This is a genomic window from Geodermatophilus sp. SYSU D00691, assembly GCF_054050275.1.
On the sequence record NZ_JBJGYZ010000003.1, the window covers coordinates 154448 to 178659 of the forward strand.

At 75.8% G+C, this 24212-nt stretch carries 20 protein-coding genes; 16 read left to right on the plus strand and 4 right to left on the minus strand.

Features of this window, described 5'->3' with window-relative positions; all coding sequences use genetic code 11:
* Position 1: 1 nt before the first annotated feature.
* The 5 genes from ACI797_RS03415 to ACI797_RS03435 all read left to right on the plus strand — a co-directional run bounded on the left by ACI797_RS03415 (position 2) and on the right by ACI797_RS03435 (position 4440).
* The gene (locus tag ACI797_RS03415) at positions 2–289 is read left to right on the plus strand and encodes a hypothetical protein (protein WP_456857107.1); all 288 of its coding nucleotides are present in this window, start codon (positions 2–4) and stop codon (positions 287–289) included.
* A 147-nt stretch (positions 290–436) separates the two neighbouring features.
* On the plus strand, positions 437–1198 hold the full coding sequence (locus ACI797_RS03420) for a CDP-alcohol phosphatidyltransferase family protein (RefSeq protein WP_456857108.1): 762 nt from the start codon (positions 437–439) through the stop codon (positions 1196–1198).
* Complete coding sequence (locus tag ACI797_RS03425) at positions 1195–2421, plus strand: glycosyltransferase family 4 protein (RefSeq protein WP_456857109.1); 1227 nt, start codon at positions 1195–1197, stop codon at positions 2419–2421. The genes ACI797_RS03420 and ACI797_RS03425 overlap by 4 nt, the downstream gene beginning before the upstream one ends.
* Complete coding sequence (locus tag ACI797_RS03430; RefSeq protein ID WP_456857110.1) at positions 2418–3158, plus strand: polysaccharide deacetylase family protein; 741 nt, start codon at positions 2418–2420, stop codon at positions 3156–3158. The genes ACI797_RS03425 and ACI797_RS03430 overlap by 4 nt, the downstream gene beginning before the upstream one ends.
* Positions 3159–3177: 19 nt before the next feature.
* Positions 3178–4440, plus strand: coding sequence for an oligosaccharide flippase family protein (locus tag ACI797_RS03435; RefSeq protein ID WP_456857111.1), 1263 nt, complete (start codon positions 3178–3180; stop codon positions 4438–4440).
* A 117-nt stretch (positions 4441–4557) separates the two neighbouring features.
* Here ACI797_RS03435 and ACI797_RS03440 read toward each other — a convergent pair whose 3' ends face one another.
* Both ACI797_RS03440 and ACI797_RS03445 read right to left on the minus strand, forming a co-directional pair.
* Positions 4558–5760, minus strand: coding sequence for an O-antigen ligase family protein (locus ACI797_RS03440; RefSeq protein WP_456857112.1), 1203 nt, complete (start codon positions 5758–5760; stop codon positions 4558–4560).
* A 77-nt stretch (positions 5761–5837) separates the two neighbouring features.
* Entirely contained in the window at positions 5838–7085 is a 1248-nt protein-coding gene (locus ACI797_RS03445) for a YveK family protein (protein ID WP_456857113.1), read from the minus strand.
* Between the two features lie 356 nt (positions 7086–7441).
* On the opposite strand from ACI797_RS03445, the gene ACI797_RS03450 reads away from it, so the two are divergent.
* The 4 genes from ACI797_RS03450 (at position 7442) to mfd (ending at position 16566) form a co-directional block, all read left to right on the plus strand.
* The gene (locus ACI797_RS03450; RefSeq protein WP_456857114.1) at positions 7442–7891 is read left to right on the plus strand and encodes an adenylyltransferase/cytidyltransferase family protein; all 450 of its coding nucleotides are present in this window, start codon (positions 7442–7444) and stop codon (positions 7889–7891) included.
* A 215-nt stretch (positions 7892–8106) separates the two neighbouring features.
* Positions 8107–12237, plus strand: a complete 4131-nt coding sequence (locus ACI797_RS03455; protein ID WP_456857115.1) for a PKD domain-containing protein — start codon at positions 8107–8109, stop codon at positions 12235–12237.
* Complete coding sequence (locus ACI797_RS03460) at positions 12234–12920, plus strand: hypothetical protein (protein ID WP_456857116.1); 687 nt, start codon at positions 12234–12236, stop codon at positions 12918–12920. Before ACI797_RS03455 ends, ACI797_RS03460 begins: the two co-directional genes overlap by 4 nt.
* A 103-nt stretch (positions 12921–13023) precedes the next feature.
* Positions 13024–16566 (plus strand): transcription-repair coupling factor, encoded by a 3543-nt coding sequence (mfd, locus tag ACI797_RS03465; protein WP_456857117.1) that lies wholly within the window; start codon positions 13024–13026, stop codon positions 16564–16566.
* A 46-nt stretch (positions 16567–16612) separates the two neighbouring features.
* Here mfd and ACI797_RS03470 read toward each other — a convergent pair whose 3' ends face one another.
* Entirely contained in the window at positions 16613–17197 is a 585-nt protein-coding gene (locus ACI797_RS03470; protein WP_456857118.1) for a TIGR03086 family metal-binding protein, read from the minus strand.
* Between the two features lie 86 nt (positions 17198–17283).
* Between ACI797_RS03470 and ACI797_RS03475 the strand changes: the two genes are divergently transcribed.
* Both ACI797_RS03475 and ACI797_RS03480 read left to right on the plus strand, forming a co-directional pair.
* Entirely contained in the window at positions 17284–18279 is a 996-nt protein-coding gene (locus ACI797_RS03475; RefSeq protein ID WP_456857119.1) for a peptidylprolyl isomerase, read from the plus strand.
* A 5-nt stretch (positions 18280–18284) separates the two neighbouring features.
* Positions 18285–19178 carry a MazG family protein gene (locus tag ACI797_RS03480; protein WP_456857120.1) on the plus strand — a complete coding sequence of 298 codons (894 nt, stop codon included), beginning with the start codon at positions 18285–18287 and terminating at the stop codon, positions 19176–19178.
* A 51-nt stretch (positions 19179–19229) separates the two neighbouring features.
* Here ACI797_RS03480 and ACI797_RS03485 read toward each other — a convergent pair whose 3' ends face one another.
* A complete protein-coding gene (locus tag ACI797_RS03485) occupies positions 19230–20198 on the minus strand; it encodes a hypothetical protein (RefSeq protein ID WP_456857121.1) in 969 nt (322 codons plus the stop codon).
* 78 nt (positions 20199–20276) lie between these two features.
* Between ACI797_RS03485 and eno the strand changes: the two genes are divergently transcribed.
* The 5 genes from eno (at position 20277) to ACI797_RS03510 (ending at position 24170) form a co-directional block, all read left to right on the plus strand.
* On the plus strand, positions 20277–21554 hold the full coding sequence (gene eno / locus ACI797_RS03490; protein WP_456857122.1) for a phosphopyruvate hydratase: 1278 nt from the start codon (positions 20277–20279) through the stop codon (positions 21552–21554).
* 13 nt (positions 21555–21567) lie between these two features.
* Entirely contained in the window at positions 21568–22152 is a 585-nt protein-coding gene (locus ACI797_RS03495) for an FtsB family cell division protein (protein WP_456857123.1), read from the plus strand.
* On the plus strand, positions 22145–22693 hold the full coding sequence (locus ACI797_RS03500) for a DUF501 domain-containing protein (RefSeq protein WP_456857124.1): 549 nt from the start codon (positions 22145–22147) through the stop codon (positions 22691–22693). The genes ACI797_RS03495 and ACI797_RS03500 overlap by 8 nt, the downstream gene beginning before the upstream one ends.
* Positions 22690–23640, plus strand: a complete 951-nt coding sequence (locus ACI797_RS03505; protein WP_456857125.1) for a Ppx/GppA phosphatase family protein — start codon at positions 22690–22692, stop codon at positions 23638–23640. Before ACI797_RS03500 ends, ACI797_RS03505 begins: the two co-directional genes overlap by 4 nt.
* A gap of 68 nt (positions 23641–23708) precedes the next feature.
* Positions 23709–24170, plus strand: coding sequence for a PGPGW domain-containing protein (locus ACI797_RS03510; RefSeq protein WP_456857126.1), 462 nt, complete (start codon positions 23709–23711; stop codon positions 24168–24170).
* Positions 24171–24212 lie beyond the last annotated feature (42 nt).

A 24212-nucleotide genomic window follows, 5' to 3' on the forward strand; every position in this document is an offset into this window, starting at 1 on the left:
CGTGAACAGCCAGGTGCGGGCCATCGCGGCCACCGCGGACAGGGCCTACCTCGGGGGCGCGATCACCGCGGTCGGCGGGGTCAGCCGCAGCCGGCTCGCCGCCGTCAGCGCCGGCGACGGCAGCCTGCTCCCCTGGGCGCCGGTGCCCGGCGTCGGCCCGGTCGAGGGCAACCGCGACGGCAACACCGCCACCAGCAACGTGGTCGAGGCGCTCGTGGTGACCGGCGGCGGGACCCAGGTCGTCGCCGGCGGCCGGTTCGACAGCCTGACCGTTCCCCCGGTCGGGTGACGGCCGGCCCGCGCTGACCCGTGTGGGTGAGGGGAACCCGCCAGGTCTCCCCTCTGGGGGCGTCGGCCGTCGATGCTGGTCACACGGGCAGGACGCCGCCCGGTGGACGGTGGCGTGCCCGCACGGACAGAGGACACGGAGGCACAGGTGACGGCGGTCGTCGATTCCCGCCCGGGGAAGCCTGCCGCGGCGGGGCTGCGGGAGACGCTGCGCAGGCTGTCGGCCGCTCAGAAGGGGGCCGCCGGTGCACCGGCGTACTCCCGGTTCGTCAACCGGCGGCTCGGCCGGCTGTTCGCCGCGCTGGCCTTCCACGCCCGGCTCACCCCCAACGCGGTCACCGCGATCAGCGCCGTGTTCACGGCCACGGGCATCGCCCTGCTCGCGCTCGTCCCGCCGTCGGTGCCGATGGGGCTGGCCGTGGCCGGCTGCCTGGTGCTCGGCTACGCGCTGGACGCTGCTGACGGGCAGCTGGCCCGGCTGCGCGGCGGCGGGTCGCCGGCCGGGGAGTGGCTCGACCACATGGTCGACGCCGCCAAGGCCTCGAGCCTGCACCTGGGCGTGCTCATCGGGCTCCACCGCTTCGCCGACGTGGACCCGCGCTGGCTGCTGGTGCCGCTCGGCTACTGCGTCGTCGACGCGGTGACGTACTTCGGGACGATGCTCAACGAGGCGCTGCGCGCGCAGCACGGGGTGCCCACCCGCGCGCAGCCGACCGCCGAGAAGGTCGGCATCGGCCGCTCCCTCCTGACGTTGCCGACCGATTACGGCCTGCTGGCCTGCGCCTTCGTCCTGTTCGGCCTTCCGTGGCTGTTCGTCCCCGTCTACGCCGTCCTCTTCCTGGCGGCCGCCGGGTTCCTCGCCCTCGCCGCGGTGAAGTGGTTCCGGGAGATGGGGCGGTTGCCGCGATGAGCAGCGCGGAGGACTCGAACCGCCCCCCGCTCCTGGTCGTGCACCCGGGCGCGGAGCTGTACGGCGCCGACCGGGTGCTGCTGGAGTCCGCGACGGCGCTCGCCACCCGCTTCGCGGTGACCGTCGCCCTGCCCGGCCCCGGCCCGCTGGTCGGCGAGCTCGAGGCCCGCGGCCTGCGCGTGGAGCAGTGCCCGATGCCGGTCCTGCGCAACTCGGCGCTGCGCCCGCGCGGTGCCCTCTCACTCGTCGGCCAGGCCGTCCGGGGCTTCCTGCCCGCGCTGCGGCTGCTGCGCCGGCACGGTGCCGCCGGGGTCTACGTCAGCACCCTGACCCTCCCGTCCTGGCCGCTGCTGGCCCGTCTCGCCGGCCGGCGGTCGGTGTGCCACGTGCACGAGGCCGAGCAGTCGGCGCCGCGTCTGCTGCGGCACGGCATGGCGCTGTGCCCCGCCCTGGCGGACCGCATCGTGGCCAACAGCCGCTTCACCCTCGACGTGCTCGCCGAGGTGGCACCCCGCCTGCGCCGCCGGAGCACGGTGGTGCACAACGCCGTCCGCGGGCCGGCCGACCCCGTCCCGGCCCGCGCGCAGCTGTCCGGTCCGGTGCGGCTGCTCTACGTCGGCCGGCTCTCGCCCCGCAAGGGCCCGCAGGTCGCCGTGGCGAGCCTGCGCGAGCTGCTGGACCGGGGCGTGGACGCCCACCTCACCCTGGTCGGCTCCGTGTTCCCGGGCTACGAGTGGTTCGAGGAGGAGCTCCGCTCCGCAGTGGCCGACGCCGACCTCGACGAGCGCGTCGACTTCCCGGGCTTCCGGGCCGACGTCTGGCCGCACCTCGCCGAAGCCGACGTGGTGCTGGTGCCCTCGGTCGGGGACGAGTCGTTCGGCAACACCGCGGTGGAGGCCCTGCAGGCCGCCCGGCCGCTGGTGGTGAGCGCCCACAGCGGCCTCCGGGAGGCCGTGGCGGGGTACGCCGCGGCGCGGGCCGTCGACCCCGGCCGGCCCGGCGACTGGGCAGACGCGGTGCAGCAGATCGTCGACGAGTGGCCCCGGTGCCGCGAGGCCGCGCTGGCCGACGCCGCGCGGGCCCGCCGTCTGCACGCTCCCGAGCGGTACACCGCCGAGCTGGTGGCGGCGGTGGCCGCCCTGGGAGGCGCCGGCTCCGGGCGCGGTGCCGCCGTGGCGGTGCCCGCGGCCGGGGCGCTCGCGAGCGCGGAGAGCTCCCGGTGAGCGGCGCGGGCGCTCGGCTGCCCGTCCCCCCGATCCTCATGTACCACTCGATCAGCCCGTCCACGGAGCCGGACCCGCACCACCTCCGGGTGCACCCCGACCGGCTGGACCGGCACCTGCGGCTGCTGCGCCGGCTCGGCCTGCGCGGGGTCTCGCAGACCGAGCTGGTGCGCGCCGTCGACCGAGGTGCGGCCGACCGGTTGGTCGGCCTCACCTTCGACGACGGCTACACCGACTTCCTCGACCACGCCGTCCCGGTGCTCGAGCGGCACGGCATGACCGGGACGGTGTACGTCGTCGCCGGGCGGATGGGCGGGGAGAACACCTGGGACACCGGTCCGCGCTTCCGGATCATGGACGCCGACCAGGTGCGTGCCGTGGCCGCCGCCGGGCAAGAGGTCGGCAGCCACACCATGACCCACGCCCGGCTCGCAGATGCCGACCCGGCCGAACTCGCCGCCGAGGTCGGGCAGAGCCGGCGGGTGCTCGAGGACGTCCTGCAGCGCGAGGTCCCCGGCTTCTGCTACCCGTACGGCTCCTACGACGCGGCCGCGGCCGACGCCGTCCGCGCCGCGGGCTACGACAACGCCTGCGTGACGGGGGACTACGTCCCAGGGGACCGGGTCACCCTGCCCCGCTGCTACGTGAGCCCGCGGGACACCCGGGGGCACGTCGTCGCCCGGCTCGTCCGGCACTCCCTGCGCCAGCGGCGCGCCGTCGCCGCGGACGCCCGCTGACGTCCGGGAGGATCCCGCGGTGACCTCCTGGGTGCTGCGACTGCTGCGCCGGCGGGCGACGGCGGCGGTGCTGGGCCAGGGCACGCAGGCGGTGGCCGGCCTCGCGCTCCAGGTCGCCGCCGCGAGGCTGCTCGGCGCCGGTGGGCTCGCCGTCTTCGCGCTCGTCTACGGCGCGCTCGTCCTCGTCACCGCGGTGTGCAGCGGGATGGTCGGCGACTCCCTGACCGTCCTCGATCGGCGCGAGCGGGGGGTGCGCGCCGGCCTGCACGTCTGGACGGTGCTCGTCTCCACCGCCGCCGCGCTCGCCGGCGCGGGCGCGGCCCTGGTCAGCGGGCTGGTACCGGTGTGGGCGGGGCTGCTGCTCGGCCCCGCGTGCGCCGCCTTCGTCGTCGAGGACACGCTGCGCCGGCTGCTCATGGCCACCGGCCGGTACCGGGCGCTGCCGGTGGTCGACACGACCAGCCTGGTCGGCGCGATGGCCGCGCTCGGCGCGGCCGGGCTGGCCGGCGGGGTCACGCTGAGCTCCTTCGTGGTGGCCCTGCTGGCCGGGCAGACCGCCGCCGCCGTCGTCGCCTGGTTCCTGGTGCCCGGGCCCGAGCGGCCGTCCGGCCCCTGGCGGCGGCCGGACCTGCGCGCCGTCGCGGCCTTCGGCACCTGGCGGGCAGCCGCCCAGACCATCCGGCCGGTCTCGCTGACCCTGCTGCGCGTGCTCGTCGTGGCCGCGGTCGGCGCGGCCGCGTACGGACCGCTGGAGGCCGCGCGGGTCTACACCGCTCCCATGCTGACCCTGGTCGCAGGGGTCGGGTCGTTCCTCCTCCCGCACTTCGTGGTCCTGCGCGACCGGGGGGCGGCGGCGCCATCGGCGCTGCGCACCGCGGACCGTGCCGCACTGGGGCTGACCGCAGGCATCCTGCTGATCGGCGCCGCCGGGCTGGGCGCGCTGCCGTGGCTCGGACCCGCGCTCACGGGCGGCGGCTACGCGGTCCCCGTGGCGGCCGTCATCGGCTGGACCGCGTACGCCGCAGCCGGTGCCGTGCTGCTGCCGTACTCGTCCCTGGCCTCGGTCCACGGCGGGCAGCAGCGGGTGCTGCTGCTGCGCATCCTCGAGTTCGGCTCCCTGGGTGCCGTGGCCGCCCTCGTCCTCCTGGCGCCGGGCTCGGTGGCCTGGGCGCCGCTCGCCCTCGCGGCCGGCCCCGCGCTGACCGCGGTCGCGGTCCGGCAGGCAGTGGTCGTGCCGATGACCCGCCGAGCCCGCCGGCAGCCGGAGCCCGTTCCCGCCTGACCGCGCCGGCGGCCGGGCGCCGGTCGCCAACCCGGCCGGGGTCCCGGCTCGGCGCAGAGGACGGAGCCTGGGGCCCTCGTTCGCGCGGTCGTGCGGAGCGGGCCGCGGGGCGAGCCCTCAGCCGGCGTGCGGGACGGTGTCCACGGGGGCCGGGCGAGCGGAGGGGGCCACCGCGGCCGGGCGCAGCTCGTCGCCCAGCCGGCGGCGCGACCCGCCCTCGGCGAGCAGGGAGACCGCCACGAAGCCCAGGAAGGCCGGCGTGGCGTCGAACAGCCCGCTCTCCAGCACGCTGCGGCCGAGCAGGAAGACCAGGAGTCCGAGGAACAGGGCCCGGTGCTCCCGGGGGGCCAGGAAGGCGCCGCGCAGGGCCCAGAGCGCCCAGGCGCCGCAGACCAGCAGGCCCAGCACGCCCGTCTGCACCAGGAGCGACACCCAGCTGCTGTCCAGCGGCTGCGTGTCCCACCACTGGCCCGCGACCGGGATGATCTTGACCGACAGGCCGCCTCCGAAGACGAGCTGCCAGGCGTCGTCGGCCCACGTGGTGGCCGCATCCCAGGCGATGAAGCGGGACTCCAGGGTGCTGGTGCCCGCGCCGTCCCGCTCCAGGAACCCGGTGAGCACCCCGGGGTCGGTGGCGGCGAGCAGGCAGCCGACGGCTGCCAGGACCAGGCCGCCGACCACCAGCGCGACCGGCGGACGGCGGACGTGCAGCAGGACGACGACGATCGCGGCGACGAGCATGAGCAGCGCCGTCCGCGAGCCGGTCGCCCAGATCACGCCGGACGCCACGGTGGCGGCGGCGAGATCGACGGGACCCACGCCGCCGAGGACCAGTCGCCAGGCGGCGTGGAGCACCACGAACGACGCGAGCAGCGCGAGCTCGTTGGGGTCGATCTCCGGGACGCCGCCGGACAGCCGACCGCCTCCCAGCGTCGAGATCCCGGTGGTCGCGGCCACGGCCCCGAGCGCGGCACAGCACCAGGTGAGCGCCGTGAACACCTGCGCAGACGGGAACGCGCGCAGCAGCAGCACGACGGTCACCGCCAGGATGGCCGCGCGCACGGCCACGACCCCGCCGGCGAACGCGACGCCGTGCGTCAGCGCTCCCAGCGCGGAGGTGGCGAGCACCACGGCCAGCACCCAGAGGCTTCCGGTCCCCAGGCCCAGCCGGCGCGCCTTCTGGGCCATGAGGAACGCCAGGGCGAGGGCCGTGACGCTGAGCAGGCCCTTGGCGAGGACCACGGGGTCCAGCGAACCGGAGAAGTACTCCCCGCGCCGCCAGCCCACCGTGGTGAGCACCAGGAGGAAGGTGCACGCCACGAGGCGGAGGGGCGGCCGCTGCAGCAGTGCAGCCGCTGCGGCCTCCGCCGAACGCCCGGTGCGCGTGGCGGAGCTCGTCACCACCTCTGGCTGTGCTCCCCACCCGACGACGCGGCCGCCGGCTCCGCGCCGGCGTGCTCCTCCTCGGCCGGACGGCCGGCGACCGGGGCCGGCGCGTCGGCCGGTCCCCGCCCGGCACCCGGTACGGCCGGCGGGTCAATGCGGGGCCGTCCGGCGGCCTTCGGCAGGCGGCGGAGCCGACGCGGCACCAGCGCGACGGCGAGCGGCACGATGCCGACCGCCCGCAGGATGCTGCGCATCTCCTGGACCTCGCGGCCCTGGACCCGGCCACGGGCGACGACGAGCACGACATCGGAGCGTCGCGCCACCTGCTGCCACACCCGCTGCGGCACGAGCGGGTCGACGATCTCCAGGCGCACCCGCGCCTCCTCGTCGCCGGCGGCATCGTCCGGGCCGGTCACGGCGGTCGTCAGCCCGCGGCCGCGCAGGACCTCGGCCACCTGGTCGGCGAAGGCGCGGGTCGCCCGGGTCTCGGCGGGCGAGGGCGACGCGAGGACCACACGTATCGGCCGCTCCTCGGCACGCAGTTCGAGGCGGCGGGCGAGGGTCACCGCCGGATGCCCGGTCAGCGCGCTGCGGCGTCCGCGACCGATCGGCTGCACGAGCAGCTCGGGTGCGTCGTCGTCCAGCGCGCGGCGGAGGTCGTCCTCGTCGTGGACGGTCGGGTCCAGCCGGCTGCGCACGACGGCTGCGGCCAGGCCGAGGAAGAGCCCGACGAGCACGCCCAGCGCAACCACGTAGAGCGTGACCGGCGAGGACGGTGACGTCGGAGCCACGGCCGGGTCGGCGAGGGTGAGGTGGATCGGCTCGTCGCCCGACGAGGGCGTCTCCAGCGTCTCGACGACATCGGCGAACTGGTCCGCAACCGCGTTGGCGACCGCGGCCGCCTCGTCGGGGTCGGGCCCGCTGACGGTCACGAGCAGCTGGGTCGTGTCGGCCGGGTTGGTCGCCGAGACGCGGGAGCGCAGGTCGGCCAGCGACTCGTCCAGGTCGAGGTCGTCGAGGACGGGGGTGAGCACCGCCGCGCTGTCGACGAGTTCCGGATAGCTCTTCACGCGCGACTGCACGAACGAGGAGTTGTTCGGGATCGACGGTGACACGGAGGCGAACACCGTCGAGGTGGCCTCGTACGTCTTCGGCGTCTGCGCCACGACCAGCAGCGCCACCAGCGCGCCGACCACCGTGGCAGCGATCCAGAGCACCCAGTGCCGGCGCACCGCCGCGAGGTAGTCCCTCAGTTCCATCCCGTCCCAGCTCCCTGTCCCCGTGCGACTCGCAGCAGAGGCGGCGGGGCGGTCCCGGCGCGGCTCCGCTGGCCGTTGCCCCAGTCGGAAAGCGAAACCGTAACCCGGTGGATGGCCGTCGGAGCCCGCTCCGGGGAGCGCCTCACCCGTCAGGGGGCCCCGTCGGCGCGAGGAGGGGGACGCGGCCGCCCGATGGGGTGAAGCTTCGTCCAGAGATCACCATGCGTGACCGGGCTCGGTTAGCTTTCGCCGCGTTCGTGCAGCAGAGCGCCGCCGTCGTCGTTCCTGCGTGACGCATTGTCATCAGGCGACGGCTCCCAGAGGAGTGGCGGGCCGCGGAGGATCGGGGGGATCCCATGACGGTGGTCGGCTACGCGCCGGGTGCCTACGACCTGTTCCACATCGGGCACCTCAACATCCTGAGGCACGCCAAGGAGCACTGCGACGTCCTCATCGCGGGAGTCGTCTCCGACGAGATGCTGCTGCAGACCAAGGGCCGCCTGCCGGTCATCCCGCTGGCCGAGCGGCTGGAGATCGTCCGCAGCCTGCGCTTCGTCGACGACGTCCACGCGGAGGTCGTCCCGGACAAGATCGACACCTGGGAGCAGGTCCGCTTCGACGTCATCTTCAAGGGTGATGACTGGAGGGGCACTCCCAAGGGCGACAAGCTGGAGCGCGACTTCGCCGCGGTGGGGGTCGAGGTGAAGTACTTCCCCTACACGATGCACACCTCGAGCTCGATGCTGCGCAAGGCGCTCTCCGCGATCAGCGCCGGAGAGCCCGGCCGCCCCGCCCGCGTCGTCTGACCGGCCTCTCCGAGCCGCGACGCCGCACCGCGGTCCCGAGACAGCACCCACCCATCGCCCACAGGCCGGGGAAGCCCACGCCCGGTCCGCCGCACCGGCGCGGCGACCCATCTCGACGGGGAGACATGCCAGTGAAGCGAAGCGATCCCGCATCTCCGATGGTGAACGGTCTCGGCCGCAGAGCCGTCGCCGCGTGCCTCGGCCTGGCGTTGACCGTGGGAGCCGTCGCCCTCGGCACCGTCGCGGCATCCGCAGCCCGGGCCGACACCGCGCCCACGTCCCCGGCCCCGGGCACCGTGTCCGCCGACGCCCTGCCGACCGTGCAGACCAACGGGGTCGTCTGGTCGATGGTCGCCGTGGGGAACACGGTGTACGCCACCGGCAGCTTCACCACCGCCACGCCGGCCGGCGGTGGCGCCGGCACGCCGCGGGCGAACCTGCTGGCCTTCGACATCCGCACGGGTGCGCTGATCAACAGCTTCAACCACACGCTGAACGGCCAGGGACGGATCATCGTCGCCTCGCCGGACGGCTCGCGGATCTACGTGGGCGGGGACTTCACGACCGTCGACGGCGTCGCGCGCGGGCACATCGCCGCGTTCGACGTCGCCACCGGCGCGCTCGTGCCGGGCTTCGCGCCGACGACGAACCAGGCGGTCTACTCGATCGCCGTCCAGGGGTCGACGGTCTACGCCGGCGGCAACTTCACGTCGGCGGGCGGGCAGAGCCGCACCCGGCTGGCGGCCTTCTCGGCCACGAACGGCGCGCTGACCGGTTGGGCGCCCACGGCCAACAACACGGTCCGGGGCATCGTCGTCGACCCGACCGGCACCCGCATCGTCCTGGGCGGCCAGTTCGACCAGGTCAACGGGGTCACCGCCTACTCCCTCGCATCGGTGAGCACCTCCGGCGGCGACACCGTGCCGCAGCCTTGGGGGATCAACAACCACGGCGACCCGGCCGGTGCCTGGAGCCTGAAGATGTACGGCGGCGTCGCCTACGCGACGGTCTACGCCTACCAGGTCGGCAACGTCGAGGGTGTGGTCGCCTTCAACCCCACCACGATGGACCTGGTGTGGATGAACGACTGCCACGGCGACCCGTACGACACGTGGTCCGACGGCACCGTCCTGTACAACGCCAACCACGCCCACGACTGCAGCACGGCCGGCAGCTTCCCCGACCCCGCGCCGCGGACCTGGCAGCGCGCCACCGCGATGACCGTCGCCGCCACCGGCACGCTGACCGCGACCACGGACCTGCCGCGCTACACCAGCTGGGAGGGGCGGCCGAGCCCGACCATCCTGCACTTCTGGCCGACGATCAACGCCGGCACCTACACGCAGCAGTTCCAGGGCCCCTGGTCGGTCGCCGGCAGCGGCGACTACGTCGTCTTCGGCGGGGAGTTCACCTCGGTGAACGGGCGGGCGCAGTCGGGTCTGGTCCGCTTCGCGAAGTCCTCGGTGGCCCCCAACGACCGGGGCCCCGAGCTGTCGGCCGCCCAGATGCGCCCGCAGGCGACCTCGGTGACCGCGGGCAAGGTCGAGGTCGTCTGGCCGTCGTCGTGGGACATGGACAACGAGAACCTCACCTACCAGCTGTTCCGCAACGGCGGGACGACGCCGATCCACACCGCGACCGTGTCCTCCGCGTGGTGGACGATGCCGCAGCAGCGGTTCACCGACACCGTGCCCGCGGGCTCCACCGCGACGTACCGGGTCGTCGTGACCGACCCGTTCGGCAACACCGTCACCAGCGCGGTGTCGAACTCGGTGGCGGCGGCCTCGACCACCAGCGCCTACGCCAACGGCGTCCTGGCCGACGGGCCGGCCCAGTACTGGCGGCTCGGGGAGTCGACCGGCACGACGGCCTACGACCACGTCGGCACGGCGAACCTCACCGAGGGCGCCGGCGTCGCCCGCGGCACCGCCGGTGCCGTCGCCGGTGACACCGCCATCACGCTCGACGGGACCACCGCCGGCCTGGCCGCCACCGCTGCCACGGTGACCACCCCCGGCGACGCGTTCTCGGTCGAGGCGTGGGTGCGCACCTCGTCGTCGGCCGGCGGCCTCGTGGCCCAGTACGGGGAGGACCTCGCCGCGGCCGACGTCGCGAACACGGACCGGGCGCTGTACGTCGACTCCGGCGGCCGGGTGTCCTTCGGCCTCTCGTCCCGTGCGCCGACCGCTCCACGGGCGACCACGTACAAGACCGTCCGCAGCGCGGAGCCGGTCACCGATGGCCAGTGGCACCACCTCGTCGCCACGGTCGGCAGCACCGGCACGGTGCTCTACGTCGACGGCGAGCAGGTGGCCGCCGACGCCACGATGACCCGGGCCAACACCCGCGTGGGGCCGGCGTACTGGATGTTCGGCGGCGGCACCGTGGCCTCCGGCGTCCCGGACGCCCCCGCCGGTCCGTCCCTGACGGGCGCGATCGACGAGGTGGCCGTCTACCCGGTCGCGCTGAGCTCGGCGCAGGTGGCGCAGCACTTCGCCCTCGCCACCGGGACGGCGGCCAACACCGCGCCCACGGCCTCGTTCACCGAGACCGTCAGCGGCCTGGAGGTCTCCGTCGACGGGAACGCCTCGAGCGACCCGGACGGCAGCGTCGGCTCCTGGTCGTGGAACTGGGGTGACGGCACCGCCGCCGGCTCCGGCGCCACCGCGACGCACGCCTACGCCGCGGCCGGCACGTATCCGGTGACGCTGACGGTGACCGACGACGACGGTGCGACGGCCACCGCGACCCGCGACGTCACGGTGACCGCCCCGGCGGCTGACGTGCTCGCCGAGGACGGCTTCGACCGGTCGGTCACCGGCGGCCTCGGCACGGCCGACGTGGGTGGCCCGTGGACGGTGGCGGCCGGTGCCGCCCGCCAGTCGGTGACCCCGGGCGTGGCCGAGCTGGCCCTGCCCGGCGCCGGCAACAACACCGGCTCCTACCTCGGCGGCGTGTCCCAGACCTCCGCCGACGTGCGGACGTCGTTCCGCCTCTCGACGATGCCGACCGGCGCGGGTACCTACGTCTACGTCAGCGGCCGCCGGGTGGCGGCCAACCAGGACTACCGGGTCCGCGTGCGCGTGACGCCCGAGGGCCAGGTCTGGCTGGCCCTCTCCCGGCTGGCCGTCTCGGAGTCCTGGCCGGGCGGTGAGATCCAGGTGCCGGGCCTGACCTACGCGCCCGGGTCGACGCTGAACGCCCGGGTGCAGGTGTCGGGCACGGGCACGACGGAGATCCGGGCGACGGTGTGGGCGGAGGGCTCGGCCGAGCCGGCGTCCCCGCAGCTGGTGCGCACCGACACCACCGCGTCGCTGCAGGCGCCCGGCGGCGTCGGCCTGGCGGCCTACCGGCCGTCGTCGACGACCTCGGCCACGGCCGTGCGCGTCACCTCCTTCCGGGTCACCCCGGTCGAGAGCGGCACCCCGGTCAACGCGGCGCCGACGGCGGCGTTCGACGCCACCACGGACGACCTCGACGTGTCGGTCGACGGCACCGCCTCGGCCGACGCCGACGGCGACGTCGCGTCCTGGTCGTGGAACTGGGGCGACGGCACCGCCGCGGGCTCGGGGACCACGGCGACGCACACCTACGCCGCGGCCGGGACCTACACCGTCACGCTGACCGTCACCGACGACGACGGCGCCACCGGCACCGCCACCCGGTCGGTCACCGTGACCGAGCCCGACGTCGAGGAGCCGCCGGCCGACGGCGTGCTGGCCTCGGACACCTTCGACCGGTCGGTCACCGCTGGGCTGGGCACCGCCGACGTCGGTGGCGCGTGGACGGCGTCGGCCGGCACGTCCCGGCAATCGGTGGACGGTGGCCTCGCCACCTTCGCCGCCGGCCGGGGCACCAACACCGGCGCGTTCCTCGGGTCGCTGTCGCAGACGGCCGCCGACGTCCGGACGGTGGTGTCGCTGTCCGCGGTGCCGACCGGCGGCGGGACGTCGCTGTACGTGACCGGCCGCCGGATCGCCGCCGGCGAGGAGTACTCCGGCCGGGTGCGCGTCCTGGGCGACGGCAGCGTGCGGCTCGGGCTGGTGCGGCGAACCGGCTCGACCGAGACGCTCATCGGCGCCGAGGTGCCGGTGACGGGCCTGACCTACACGCCGGGGCTGGAGCTCCAGGTGCGGGTCACCGTCGCCGGGACCGGCACCACGCAGCTGACGGCGACGGTGTGGACCGGGGCCACCGAGCCGGCGACCCCGACCCTCACCCGCACCGACACCACGGCGGCCCTGCAGGCCCCCGGCAGCGTCGGACTGCTGGTGTACGTGTCCGGCAGTGCCACGGCGCCGGTCGACGTGCGGTTCACCGAGTTCGTCGCCCGGGAGATCGCGTGAGCGGCCCGGCGGGTCTGCGGGCCCGCGGCCGTCGGCTGCTCCCGGCCCTGGTGCTCCTGCTCGCGGCCGCGCTCGCCCTGGTGCTGACCCTCGGCCGCGGCGACGACCCCGGGACGGCGGCCGCGCCGGCTCCCTCCTCGGCGCCGCCGCCGGCCGAGGAGGAGCCGGTCGACCCGGACGCCGTCCCCACGCCCACGGAGCCGGTCGCCCCGGCCACCGAGGCGGCCGCGGCACCCGTGGTGCTGCGCGAGGGAGTGCCCGAGTCGGCGCGCACGGTCGAGGCGACGCCGGCGGACTTCACCGAGCCGGCCCGGTGGTCCGACGGCGCCGCCGTGCGGCTGGTCGAGGCCCGGCAGGGGATCACCAGCGACACCGGTCCCGGCGCCCTCGCAGGGCAGCCCCAGGTCGTGTTCACCCTCGAGGTGACCAACGGCTCCGGCGCGCCGCTGGACCTCGGCGCCGTCGTGGTGCAGGCGGCCTACGGGTCCGCGGCGACCCAGGCGAGCCCGCTCTACGACGACGGGACGGTCGACTTCTCCGGCGTCGTCGAGCCGGGTGGCACGGCCACCGCGGTCTACTCCTTCGCGGTGCCGGAGGACCAGCTCGGTGGCGTGACCCTGTCGGTGGACGTCGACGGGCACCGCTTCCCGGCCGTGTTCAGCGGGGCGGTCCCGGTCCGCTGACACCGACGGCAGGTGTCGGAGGAGACGACTAACCTCGGGTGCCGGCCCCCGCCGCACTCGGCGGCACCGTCGCGGGGCCGGTGATCCTCGGGAGTCGATCCTCGTGACCCTGCGCGGCGTGCTGGACGTCGTCCTCACCGACCCGGGCATGGCGCGCGTCGTCGCGTCGGCCGGGGCCGCCGAGCTGGCCGTCACCGCCGCGCCGCCGGTGCAGCCGCTGGTCGCGGCCGCCCTGGCCCGCGGCGGCGACGACGGCGGGGTGCCGGTGCTGGTCGTCACCGCGGGCGAGCGCGACGCCGACGCCGTCGCCGCCCAGCTGCGCTGCTTCCTCCCCGAGCGCCGGGTCGAGACCTTCCCGGCCTGGGAGACCCTGCCGCACGAGCGGCTCTCGCCCCGCGCCGACACCGTCGGCCGCCGGCTTGCGGTGCTCCGCGACCTCACCCACCCCGGCGCGAACGGCACGATCGACGTGCTGGTGGCCCCGGTCCGCAGCGTGCTGCAGCCGCTGGCCCCGGGGCTGGGCGACCTGGTCCCGGTCGAGCTGGCGCCGGCGGACTCCGCCGAGCTCGACGACGTCGCCCGCGCCCTGGTCGAGGCGGCGTACACCCGCGTCGAGATCGTGGAGAAGCGCGGCGAGTTCGCCGTCCGCGGTGGCCTGCTCGACGTCTTCCCCCCGACCGAGCCGCACCCCGTGCGCGTGGAGTTCTGGGGCGACGAGGTCGACGAGCTGCGCTACTTCTCCGCGGCCGACCAGCGCTCGCTCGACGAGCGGCCCGACCGGCTGTGGGCGCCGCCGTGCCGCGAGCTGCTGCTCACCGACGACGTCCGCGCCCGCGCCGCCGAGCTGGCCGCGGAGCACCCGGGCCTGGTCGACGTGCTCGGCAAGCTGGCCGAGGGCATCGCCGTGGAGGGCATGGAGTCGCTGACGCCGGCCCTCATCCGCGGCGAGCTGCAGCTGCTCACCGACCTCGTGCCGAGCGGCACGCACGTGCTGGTCTGCGACCCCGAGCGGGTGCGCAGCCGGTCGGCCGACCTGGTGCGCACCGCCGAGGAGTTCCTCGCCGCCTCCTGGGCGACCGCCGCGGAGGCCGGCGAGGCGCCGCTGGACCTCGGGGCGTCGTCCTTCCGGGAGCTGGCCGACGTCGAGGCCGCCGCCCGCGGCCGCGGGCTGCCGTGGTGGACGACCGGCGCGTTCACCCTCCAGGCCGAGGACGACGAGCGGCAGGTGACCCTCGACGCGACCACGGTCGACCGCTTCTCCGGTGACCTGCCCAAGGCGATCGACCGGCTGCGCTCGTGGTCCCGCGACGGGTGGGCCGTCGTCGTCACCTTCGCCGGTCCCGGCCCGGCGCAGCGCGCCGCCGACCAGTTCACCGAGGCCGACCTCGGCGTCCGGCTGGTCCCCGATATCGGCACCGCCCCCGAGACCGGCCTGGCGCACGTGACCCAGGGCAACCTCGAGACCGGGTTCGCCTTCCCGGGCGTGGGGCTGGCGCTGCTCACCGAGCACGACCTCACCGGCCAGCGCGGCACCACCATGCGCGACGCGGTGAAGATGCCGGCCCGCCGGCGCAACGCCGTCGACCTGGTGCAGCTGCAGCCCGGCGACCTCGTCGTCCACGAGCACCACGGCATCGGCCGCTACGTCGAGATGATCAGCCGCACGGTCAACGGCGGGCAGCGCGACTACCTGATCGTCGAGTACGCGCCGAGCAAGCGGAACCAGCCGCCGGACCGGCTGTTCGTGCCCACCGACTCCCTCGACCAGCTCACCCGCTACGTCGGCGGCGAGCAGCCGGCGCTGTCCAAGCTCGGCGGCGCCGACTGGCAGAAGACCAAGGGCCAGGCGCGCCGGGCGGTCAAGCAGATCGCCGCCGAGCTGATCCGGCTCTACAGCGCGCGGATGGCCACCAGGGGCCACACCTTCGGGCCGGACACCGTCTGGCAGCGCGAGCTCGAGGACGCCTTCCCGTTCCAGGAGACGCCCGACCAGCTCGCCGCGATCGACGAGGTCAAGGCCGACATGATGCAGCCGGTCCCGATGGACCGGATCATCTGCGGCGACGTCGGCTACGGGAAGACCGAGATCGCGGTGCGGGCCGCGTTCAAGGCGGTGCAGGACGGCAAGCAGGTCGCCGTCCTGGTGCCGACGACGCTGCTGGCCAACCAGCACTACAAGACCTTCTCCGAGCGGGTCGCCCAGTTCCCGGTGAAGGTGCGGGTGCTCTCCCGGTTCCAGTCCGACGCCGAGTCGCGGCAGATCCTGCAGGAGCTGGCCGACGGGCAGATCGACATCCTGGTCGGCACCCACCGGCTGCTGCAGCCGACCACCCGGTTCAAGGACCTCGGGCTGGTCATCGTCGACGAGGAGCAGCGCTTCGGCGTCGAGCACAAGGAGTACCTCAAGACGATGCGGACGGCGGTCGACGTCCTGTCGATGTCGGCCACCCCGATCCCGCGCACCCTGGAGATGTCGCTGACCGGCATCCGCGAGATGTCGACGATCCTCACCCCGCCCGAGGAGCGGCACCCGGTGCTGACCTACGTCGGCGCGTGGGACGACAAGCAGATGGCGGCGGCGATCCGCCGCGAACTGCTGCGCGACGGCCAGGTCTTCGTCATCCACAACCGGGTGCAGTCGATCGACAAGGCGGCGGCGAAGATCCGCGGCCTGGTGCCCGAGGCCCGGGTGGCCGTCGGCCACGGGCAGATGAAGGAGCACGAGCTCGAGCGGATCATGGTCGGCTTCTGGGAGAAGGAGTACGACGTCCTGGTCGCGACGACGATCGTCGAGTCGGGCCTGGACATCCCCAACGCCAACACGCTGATCGTCGACCGGGCCGACACCTTCGGCCTCTCGCAGCTGCACCAGATCCGCGGCCGCGTCGGCCGGGGTCGCGAGCGCGCCTACGCCTACTTCACCTACGACCCGCGGCGGCCGCTGACCGAGACCTCGGTCGACCGGCTGACCACGATCGCGCACAACACCGACCTCGGCGCCGGCATGGCGGTGGCGATGAAGGACCTCGAGATCCGCGGCGCGGGCAACCTGCTCGGCGGCGAGCAGTCGGGGCACATCGCCGGGGTCGGCTTCGACCTCTACGTCCGGCTGGTGGGCGAGGCGGTGGCCGACTACCGCGCGCAGGTCAGCGGCGAGGCGGCGCCGGCCGAGCCGCTGGAGGTGCGGGTCGACCTGCCGGTCGACGCGCACCTGCCGCACGACTACGTGCCGGGGGAGCGGCTGCGCATGGAGGCCTACCGCAAGGTGGCCTCGGTCCAGGACGACGACCAGGCGCAGGCGGTGCTCGAGGAGCTGACCGACCGCTACGGCGCCCCGCCGGCCCCGGTGCTGAACATGCTGGCGGTCGCCCGGTTCCGCGCGGCCATGCGGCGGCTCGGCATCACCGAGGTGTCGCTGCAGGGGCGGGCGATCCGCATCTCGCCGGTCCCGCTGCCCGAGTCCAAGCAGATGCGTCTCGCCCGGCTCGCCGACGGCGCCACCTACAAGGCCGCCGTCGAGACGATCTCGCTCAAGGTGCCCGTCGGCCCCGACCGCCGGACCCCGCTGCGCGACGTCGCCCTGCTGGAGAACCTGCACGCCCTGCTGACGTCCCTGCTGCAGGAGCCGCAGAAGGCCGCCTCCTGACGTCGCGGAGTCCCACGGCGCGGGAAGTGCGGCCGTGGGACTCCGCTCAGGGCTTCCAGCGGGGGTCGCGGCCGAGGAAGCCCAGCAGCCGGTCCTGCAGCGGCGCCGCCTCGTCGACCGGGACCTCGGCGCCGTACACCTCGATGCCCGGCCCGAACGCACCCGGCGTGCGGAACCGCTGCATCAGCTCGGCGGGCACGGCGGTCGCGGCCGCCCACAGCTGCGCCACGTCGCCCGGGTCGATGAGGCCGTCCTGCTCGGTCGCGCGGGCGAGGTCCCACCGGTGGACGACCAGGTCGTCGCTGACCACCTGGTCGACGTGCTCCTCCACGGTCAGCCGGCCGGCCGGGGTGTCCGCGGCGGTCGCGGCCAGCTCGAGGTCGCCGAGGACGGCCTCCACCGCGGCGCGGGCCGCGCGGAAGTCCACGAGGGGGTCGTCGCCGGCCGGCGGCAGGGTCCGCCCGACCGGCCGCAGCATCTCCGCGTGCATGCCCACCACGTGGGCGACGACGTCGCGGGCGGTCCAGGCGGCGCACGGGGACGGCTGCGACCACTGGTCGGCCCGCACGGCGGTGACCGTGCGCTCGAACGCGGCGGCGCGACGGCGGTACCTCTCGGCGATGGTCTCCACGAGGACGACGACCCACGCGCCCCGCAGAACTCATCGCTGCCGGCCGCCTGCGACGTGCGCTCCGGCCGGTGTGGGAGTCTCGCGGCGTGCGCACGCGTCGTGTTCCCCGGGTCGTCCTGGCCGGGGCCGCCGCCGTCCTCGCCGTCGCGGGGCTGGCCGGCTGCCGGACCTCGCCCAACGTGGCCGCCTATGTCGGCGACGAGCAGATCACCGTGACCGAGCTGGAGAGCGCGGTGGACGCCCGGCTGGAGGACGAGGACGTCGCCGCGTTCGCCGAGGCCGACCCGGACGCCTTCACCCGGCAGGTGCTCAGCCTGCTCGTCGGCGAGCAGGTCTACGCCGCCGCCGCCGAGCGCTGGGACGTGTCGGTCACCGACGCGCAGGTGCGCGACCGCATCGACGACCTGCTGGAGGGCAACGACCCCGACGAGGTCTACGCGCAGCTCGCAGCGCAGGGCATCGGCCGCGCGGACGTCTTCGAGAACGTCCGCCAGCAGCTCGTCCGGCAGGACATCGCCCGGGCCGAGGGGCTCGACGACGCCGTCTCCGAGGAGACCTTGCGGCAGCAGTACGAGGCGAACCCGGAGCAGTTCCAGCAGTACGTGTTCGGCTACATCACCGTGCCCGACCAGCCGGCCGCCGACGCCGTCCTGGCTCAGCTGACCGCCGACCCGGCGAGCTACCCGGTGGTCGCGGCCGCCTTCCCCGGTGACGCCACCCTCGCCCAGCCCGAGACGCGCGCCCCCGACGCGCTGCCGCAGGCGCTGGCCGAGCGCATCCTGGCCACGCCGGCCGGGCAGGGGTTCACGCTGCCGGTCGAGGGGCTCGGCGTGGTGGTCGCCTTCGTCGCCGACATCACCGTCCAGCCGTTCGAGGACGTGCGCGGCGACCTGGAGGAGGCCGCCTCCTCGGGGATCGACGACGAGGTCCAGGCCGTCGTGCAGGACTTCCGCGACGATCTCGACATCACGGTGAACCCGCGCTACGGCGTCCTCGAGGAGAACGCCGTCGTCCCCGCCGACGAGGGCGTGGTCGACATCCTCGACGGCGACGAGCCCGCGTCGGGCACGACCGGGGGCTGACGCCGGTGCCCGTCGCGCTCGGCGTCCCCGTGAGCCCGTACCGGCCGGCCCTGCTCGACCCCGCCGCGTGGCGCGCGGTGAGCGATGGGCAGCCGGTGCTGGCCCTGCCCGGGGCCGCCGCGACCGCCGCGGCCCTGCGCGCGGCCGGGAACGCTGTCGGGGACGTGGCCGACCTCGCCACCGCGCAGGCCCGGCCGGACGACGTCGTCTGCCTGGGCACGGCCGGGGAGCTGGCGGGCGTGCCCCTGGTGCCGCCGCCGGCCGGCGCCCGGCTGCTCGACGTGGTCGCCGTCATGGACCGGCTGCGCTCGCCCGGCGGCTGCCCCTGGGACGCCGAGCAGACGCACGCCTCGCTGCGCGGCTACCTGCTGGAGGAGGCGCACGAGGCCTACGACGCCGTCGTCGACGACGACGCCGCGGCCATGCGCGAGGAGTTCGGCGACGTGCTGCTGCAGGTCGTCTTCCACGCCCGCGTCGCCGCGGAGGCCGACGGCGACCGGCGCTTCGACATCGACGACGTCGCCGGCGACCTCGTCGACAAGCTCGTCCGCCGGCACCCGCACGTCTTCGGCGACGCCGGCCCCCGGGACGTCGCCGCGGTCGAGGCGGGCTGGGAGGAGATCAAGAAGGCGGAGAAGCAGCGCCGCTCGCCCACCGAGGGCGTCTCGCGCTCCCAGCCCGCCGCCTCGTGGGGCGCCGCCCTCGTCCGCCGCGCGGCCCGGGCCGGGCTGTCGACGCCGCCGGCGGGGGAGCTGGCGGTCGACAGCCCCGAGGCGCTCGGGGAGCAGCTGTTCGGGCTGGTCGTCGCCGCCGCCGAGCGCGGCTGGGACGCCGAGGACGCGCTGCGCGAGGCGGTCCGCCGCTACGCCGGGGAGCTGGACGCCGAAGCCGGGGCGTGAGTCATCCCGCCACCGCCCGATGCGGCATCGGGCGGCGCCGCGCGGAGGCGTTCAGCGCCGGCTGGGCCGGGGCGGCGGGCTGGGGTCCGAGCCGAGCAGCTGGGCCAGCCAGAACAGCACCGCCGCGGCCAGCACGGTCGCGAACACGAAGCCCGCCGTCCCGCTGCCGTCGAGGTAGGCCCACAGCAGGCCGAGCACTGGCGCGGCGATCACCACGACCACGTCGCTGCGCACCTGCCGGGCCCAGGTCGGCGGCCCGGCGGGGGCGTCGGCCGGCACGACGACGGCCCGCTCGCCGCGCGGCGGCCGCGACCGCAGCCGGCCGGAGGGCCACACCTCCGCGCCGTCGACCACCGGCAGCACGGCGCGCCCGGCGAGGTCGCCGCGCAGCTGCACCGGTCCGTCGGGCTCCAGCGCGGCCAGCTCCGGCGACCAGTGCACCGGCACCCACCGCTCGCCCCGGCCGGTACCCAGCTCCAGCCAGCTGCGCACGACCAGTCCCTGGCGGACGACGACCCGGGTGCCCACCGCGTCGGTCGCGGGCGCCCCGCGCAGCCGCCGCCGGGAGAGCACCCGCAGCCCGGTGACCGCCGAGGCGACCAGCAGGACGGCGACGGTCACCCCGAGGCCGAAGACGAGGTCGGCCACCGCGCGGTGCGCCGCGTCGCCGTCGGTGTAGACGGCCGTGTCCTCCGGCGGCGAGTCGGGGTCGTACCGCACGGCGACCTGCGCGCCGGCGGGGACGTCGACCGGCTCGCGCAGGACCAGGGTGCCGGTGCGCCGGGCGCCGTCCTCGTCGAAGCTGACCGCCACCCCGCGGCCGTCCGGGGCCCGTCCGTCGGCGACGACGTCGGCCGTCGTGGTGGCGGTCGCGGCCGCGAGCGGCTCGCGCGCCGCCGAGAGCCGCAGGGCGAGGACGGCGAGCAGCACGAGCCCGACGGCGAGCAGCGGGAGGTAGCCGAGCAGCAGCTGGGCCGCCGCCCGCCGGTGCGGTCGGGCCGGGGCGGCGGGGGTGCTCATCGCCGTCCATCGTCGCAGGACCGGCGGCACCGACGCGGTGCGCACGGCCGGCCGCGCCGGGCTGGATAGGCTGCCCCCGTGCCCAGCATCGACGCCGTAGGCGCGCGGGAGATCCTCGACTCGCGCGGAAACCCCACCGTGGAGGTCGAGGTCGCCCTCGACGACGGGACGATCGCCCGCGCGGCCGTCCCCAGCGGCGCCTCGACCGGCGCCTTCGAGGCCGTGGAGCTGCGCGACGGGGGTGAGCGCTACGGCGGCAAGGGCGTGACCAAGGCCGTCGACGGCGTCCTCGACGTCATCGGCCCCGAGCTGGTCGGCTACGACGCCGCCGAGCAGCGGCTGCTCGACCAGCGGCTGCTCGACCTCGACGGCACGCCCGACAAGTCGCGGCTCGGCGCGAACGCCCTGCTCGGCGTCAGCCTCGCCGTCGCCCGGGCGGCCGCCGACTCCGCCGGCCTGCCGCTGTTCCGCTACGTCGGCGGCCCGTCGGCGCACCTGCTGCCCGTGCCGATGATGAACATCCTCAACGGCGGCGCCCACGCCGACAGCAACGTCGACGTGCAGGAGTTCATGATCGCCCCGATCGGCGCCGGCACCTTCGCCGAGGCGCTCGCCATGGGCGCGGAGACCTACCACGCGCTGAAGTCGGTGCTGAAGAAGGAGGGCCTGGCCACGGGCCTGGGCGACGAGGGCGGCTTCGCGCCGAACCTGTCGAGCAACCGGGCGGCCCTGGACCTCATGGCGCGCGCCGTCGAGCAGGCCGGCTACACCGTCGGCGACGACATCGTCTTCGCCCTGGACGTGGCGGCGACGGAGTTCCACGGGGACGGCGGCTACACCTTCGAGGGCAGGACGCTGTCCTCGGCCGAGATGACCGAGTACTACACCGAGCTCGTCGGCGCCTACCCGATCGTCTCGATCGAGGACCCGCTGTCGGAGGAGGACTGGGACGGCTGGGTGGCTCTCACCGACGCCCTCGGCGACCGGATCCAGATCGTCGGCGACGACCTGTTCGTCACCAACCCGGCGCGGCTGGCCGACGGCATCGCCCGCGGCGCCGCCAACGCCCTGCTGGTCAAGGTCAACCAGATCGGCACGCTCACCGAGACCCTCGACGCGGTCAGCCTGGCCCACCGCAGCGGCTACCGCTGCATGATGAGCCACCGCTCGGGCGAGACCGAGGACACCACGATCGCCGACCTCGCCGTCGCCACCGACTGCGGGCAGATCAAGACCGGCGCCCCGGCGCGCAGCGAGCGGGTGGCCAAGTACAACCAGCTCCTGCGGATCGAGGAGGAGCTCGACGACGCCGCCCGCTACGCCGGCGCCGCCGCGTTCCCCCGCCTGGCCCGCTGAGGTCCGTCGGACGATGAGCAGCGTCCGGGGTCGGCGGGGGGCCGCGGCCGGACGGCGGGCCGGCGGCCGCGGCGTTCCCCGCGCCACCGGGCCGGTGCACACCGGCCCGGTGCGCACCGGTGCCCGCTCGACCGCGCCCAGCCGGCCGGGGCAGCGGCGCTCGGTCCGCCGTCCCGCCCGCGCCACCGGCACCCGGCGGCGGCCGCTGTTCACCGGCCGGGCGGTGCTGCTCGGCGCCCTGGTGCTGTTGCTCGCGCTCACCCTGGCCGGCCCGGTGCGGCAGTTCCTCGCCGGCCGCGCGGAGCTGGTGCAGCTGGCCGCCGAGCGCGCCGAGCTCGAGCAGCGGGCGCAGGAGCTGGAGGAGGAGCTCGACCGGCAGGCCGATCCCGACCACACGGCGCGGGAGGCCCGCGAGCGGCTGACCTACGTGCTGCCCGGCGACCGGCTGGTGGTCGTCGTCGACGGCGCGACCGTCGAGGGTGACGCCGGCACCCTGCCCGAGGAGCCGACGGGTTCGGCGACCCGGCCGTCGTGGTACGAGGGGCTCATGCAGTCCGTCGCGACCGCCGACGGCGACCCGGCGGGGTCCGGTGGCTGAGCCCGCCCCCGAGCCCGTGCCCCGGCCGGTGCCCCCCGGCGCCCGGCCCGCCGTCACCCCCGCCGAGCGCGACGTCGTCGCCCGCCAGCTGGGGCGGCCGCCGCGCGCGCTGGCCGCGGTGGCCCACCGCTGCCCGTGCGGGCAGCCCGACGTCGTGGAGACGGCGCCGCGCCTGGAGGACGGCACGCCGTTCCCGACGCTGTACTACCTGACCTGCCCGCGGGCGTCGGCCGCCGCGAGCCGCCTGGAGTCGACCGGGCGGATGCGGGAGTGGCAGGACGAGCTGGGCACCGACCCCGACCTGGCCGCGCGCTACCGCGCCGCGCACGAGGTCTACCTCGCCGAGCGCGACGCCCGCGGCGAGCTGCCCACCCGCAACACCGCCGGCGGCATGCCCGACCGGGTCAAGTGCCTGCACGCCCTCGCCGGGCACGCGCTGGCCGCCGGGCCGGGCGTGAACCCGATCGGCGACCGCGCGGTCGAGGCGATGGGGGAGTGGTGGGCGAACGGTCCCTGCGCCCTGCCGGAGGACGACGGATGACGCGTGCGGCCGCGATCGACTGCGGCACCAACTCGATCCGCCTGCTGGTCGCCGACGTCCCCGAGGACGGGCCGCACGTCGACCTGGTCCGCCGGATGGAGGTCGTGCGGCTCGGGCAGGGCGTCGACGCCACCGGCCGGCTCGCGCCGGAGGCGATCGAGCGCACCCGCCGGGTGCTCGAGGAGTACGCGGCCACCGCCCGCGAGCTGGGTGCCACCGCCGTGCGCATGGTGGCCACCAGTGCCACCCGCGACGCGGCCAACCGGGCGGACTTCGAGCAGATGGTCGAGGCGACCCTCGGCAAGCTGCCCGACGTCGTGACCGGCCGCGAGGAGGCCGAGCTGTCCTTCCTCGGGGCCACCGCGTCGCTGGACGCCGCCGCCCGGGCGCACGGCAACCCCGCGCCCCGGCCGCCGTTCCTCGTCGTCGACATCGGCGGCGGGTCGACCGAGTTCGTGCTCGGCGACTCCGCCGGCGTCCGCGCCGCCCGCTCGGTCGACGTCGGCTGCGTCCGGCTCACCGAGCGGCACCTGGCCGGCGACCCGCCCACCGCCGACGAGATCCAGCGCGCCGAGGCCGACATCCGGGCCGCGCTGGCGCTGGTGGCCGAGGCGGTGCCGGTCGCCGAGGCCGCCACGCTGGTGGGCCTGGCCGGGTCGGTCACCACGGTCGCAGCGCTGGCGCTGCAGCTGCCGCACTACGACGCCGAGGCCATCCACGGCTCGCGGATCCCCGTCTCCGCCGTCCGGTCGGTGACCGCCGGCCTGCTCACCGCCACCCGGTCGCGGCGGGCCGCGCTGCCGGTCATGCACCCCGGGCGGGTCGACGTGATCGGCGCCGGGGCGCTGGTGCTGCGCGTGCTCATGGACGCCTTCGCCCTCGACGAGGTCGTCGTCAGCGAGCACGACATCCTCGACGGGATCGCGCTGCGCCTCGCCCGCGGCTGATCCGTCGTCCGCCATCCGGTCGCGCCCTTCGGGAATCGGACGGCGCCGTGCGGGGTAGCCCCCCCGGCATGACGCTCACCGCCGAGAGGACCGCCCGCCCGGCCGCGCCCGGCGCGACCCGCTGCGAGAGCTGCGCCGACGGTCTCGGGCGGCCGAGGCCGATCCGGCCGGGCTCCTTCCGGGACCGGGTGCACCGGAAGCCGTCGGTGGCCCGGCTCTGGCGGGTCGGGGTCTTCCTCGCCGGGCTGCTCCTCGTCGCCCTCGGCGTCGCGCTGGCCGTGCTGCCCGGCCCGCTCACCATCCCGCCCGTGCTGGCCGGCCTCTGGGTCTGGTCGACCGAGTTCGACTGGGCGCGCCGGCTGTTCGCCTCGTTCGCCCGCAAGGCCCGGGACGCCTGGCGGCACGCCCGGCAGCACCCGGTCAGCTCCGCCGTCGTCACCGTCGGCGGCCTGCTGGCCGTCGGCGCGGCCGTCTGGGCCGTGCAGCGGTTCCAGCTCGTCGACCAGGCGATGACCGCCCTGGGGCGCTGACCCGGCGATCCCCCGACCGGGGCCGGGTGATCGGATGTCGTC

What these genes read in the sequence shown, in the direction of transcription:
- ACI797_RS03485 (WP_456857121.1), bottom strand. Translation starts at nt 20,198, where the DNA reads ATGAGCACCCCCGCCGCCCCGGCCCGACCGCACCGGCGGGCGGCGGCC.
- ACI797_RS03445 (WP_456857113.1), bottom strand. Translation starts at nt 7,085, where the DNA reads ATGGAACTGAGGGACTACCTCGCGGCGGTGCGCCGGCACTGGGTGCTC.
- ACI797_RS03510 (WP_456857126.1), top strand. Translation starts at nt 23,709, where the DNA reads ATGACGCTCACCGCCGAGAGGACCGCCCGCCCGGCCGCGCCCGGCGCG.
- ACI797_RS03505 (WP_456857125.1), top strand. Translation starts at nt 22,690, where the DNA reads ATGACGCGTGCGGCCGCGATCGACTGCGGCACCAACTCGATCCGCCTG.
- ACI797_RS03425 (WP_456857109.1), top strand. Translation starts at nt 1,195, where the DNA reads ATGAGCAGCGCGGAGGACTCGAACCGCCCCCCGCTCCTGGTCGTGCAC.
- ACI797_RS03450 (WP_456857114.1), top strand. Translation starts at nt 7,442, where the DNA reads ATGACGGTGGTCGGCTACGCGCCGGGTGCCTACGACCTGTTCCACATC.
- ACI797_RS03495 (WP_456857123.1), top strand. Translation starts at nt 21,568, where the DNA reads ATGAGCAGCGTCCGGGGTCGGCGGGGGGCCGCGGCCGGACGGCGGGCC.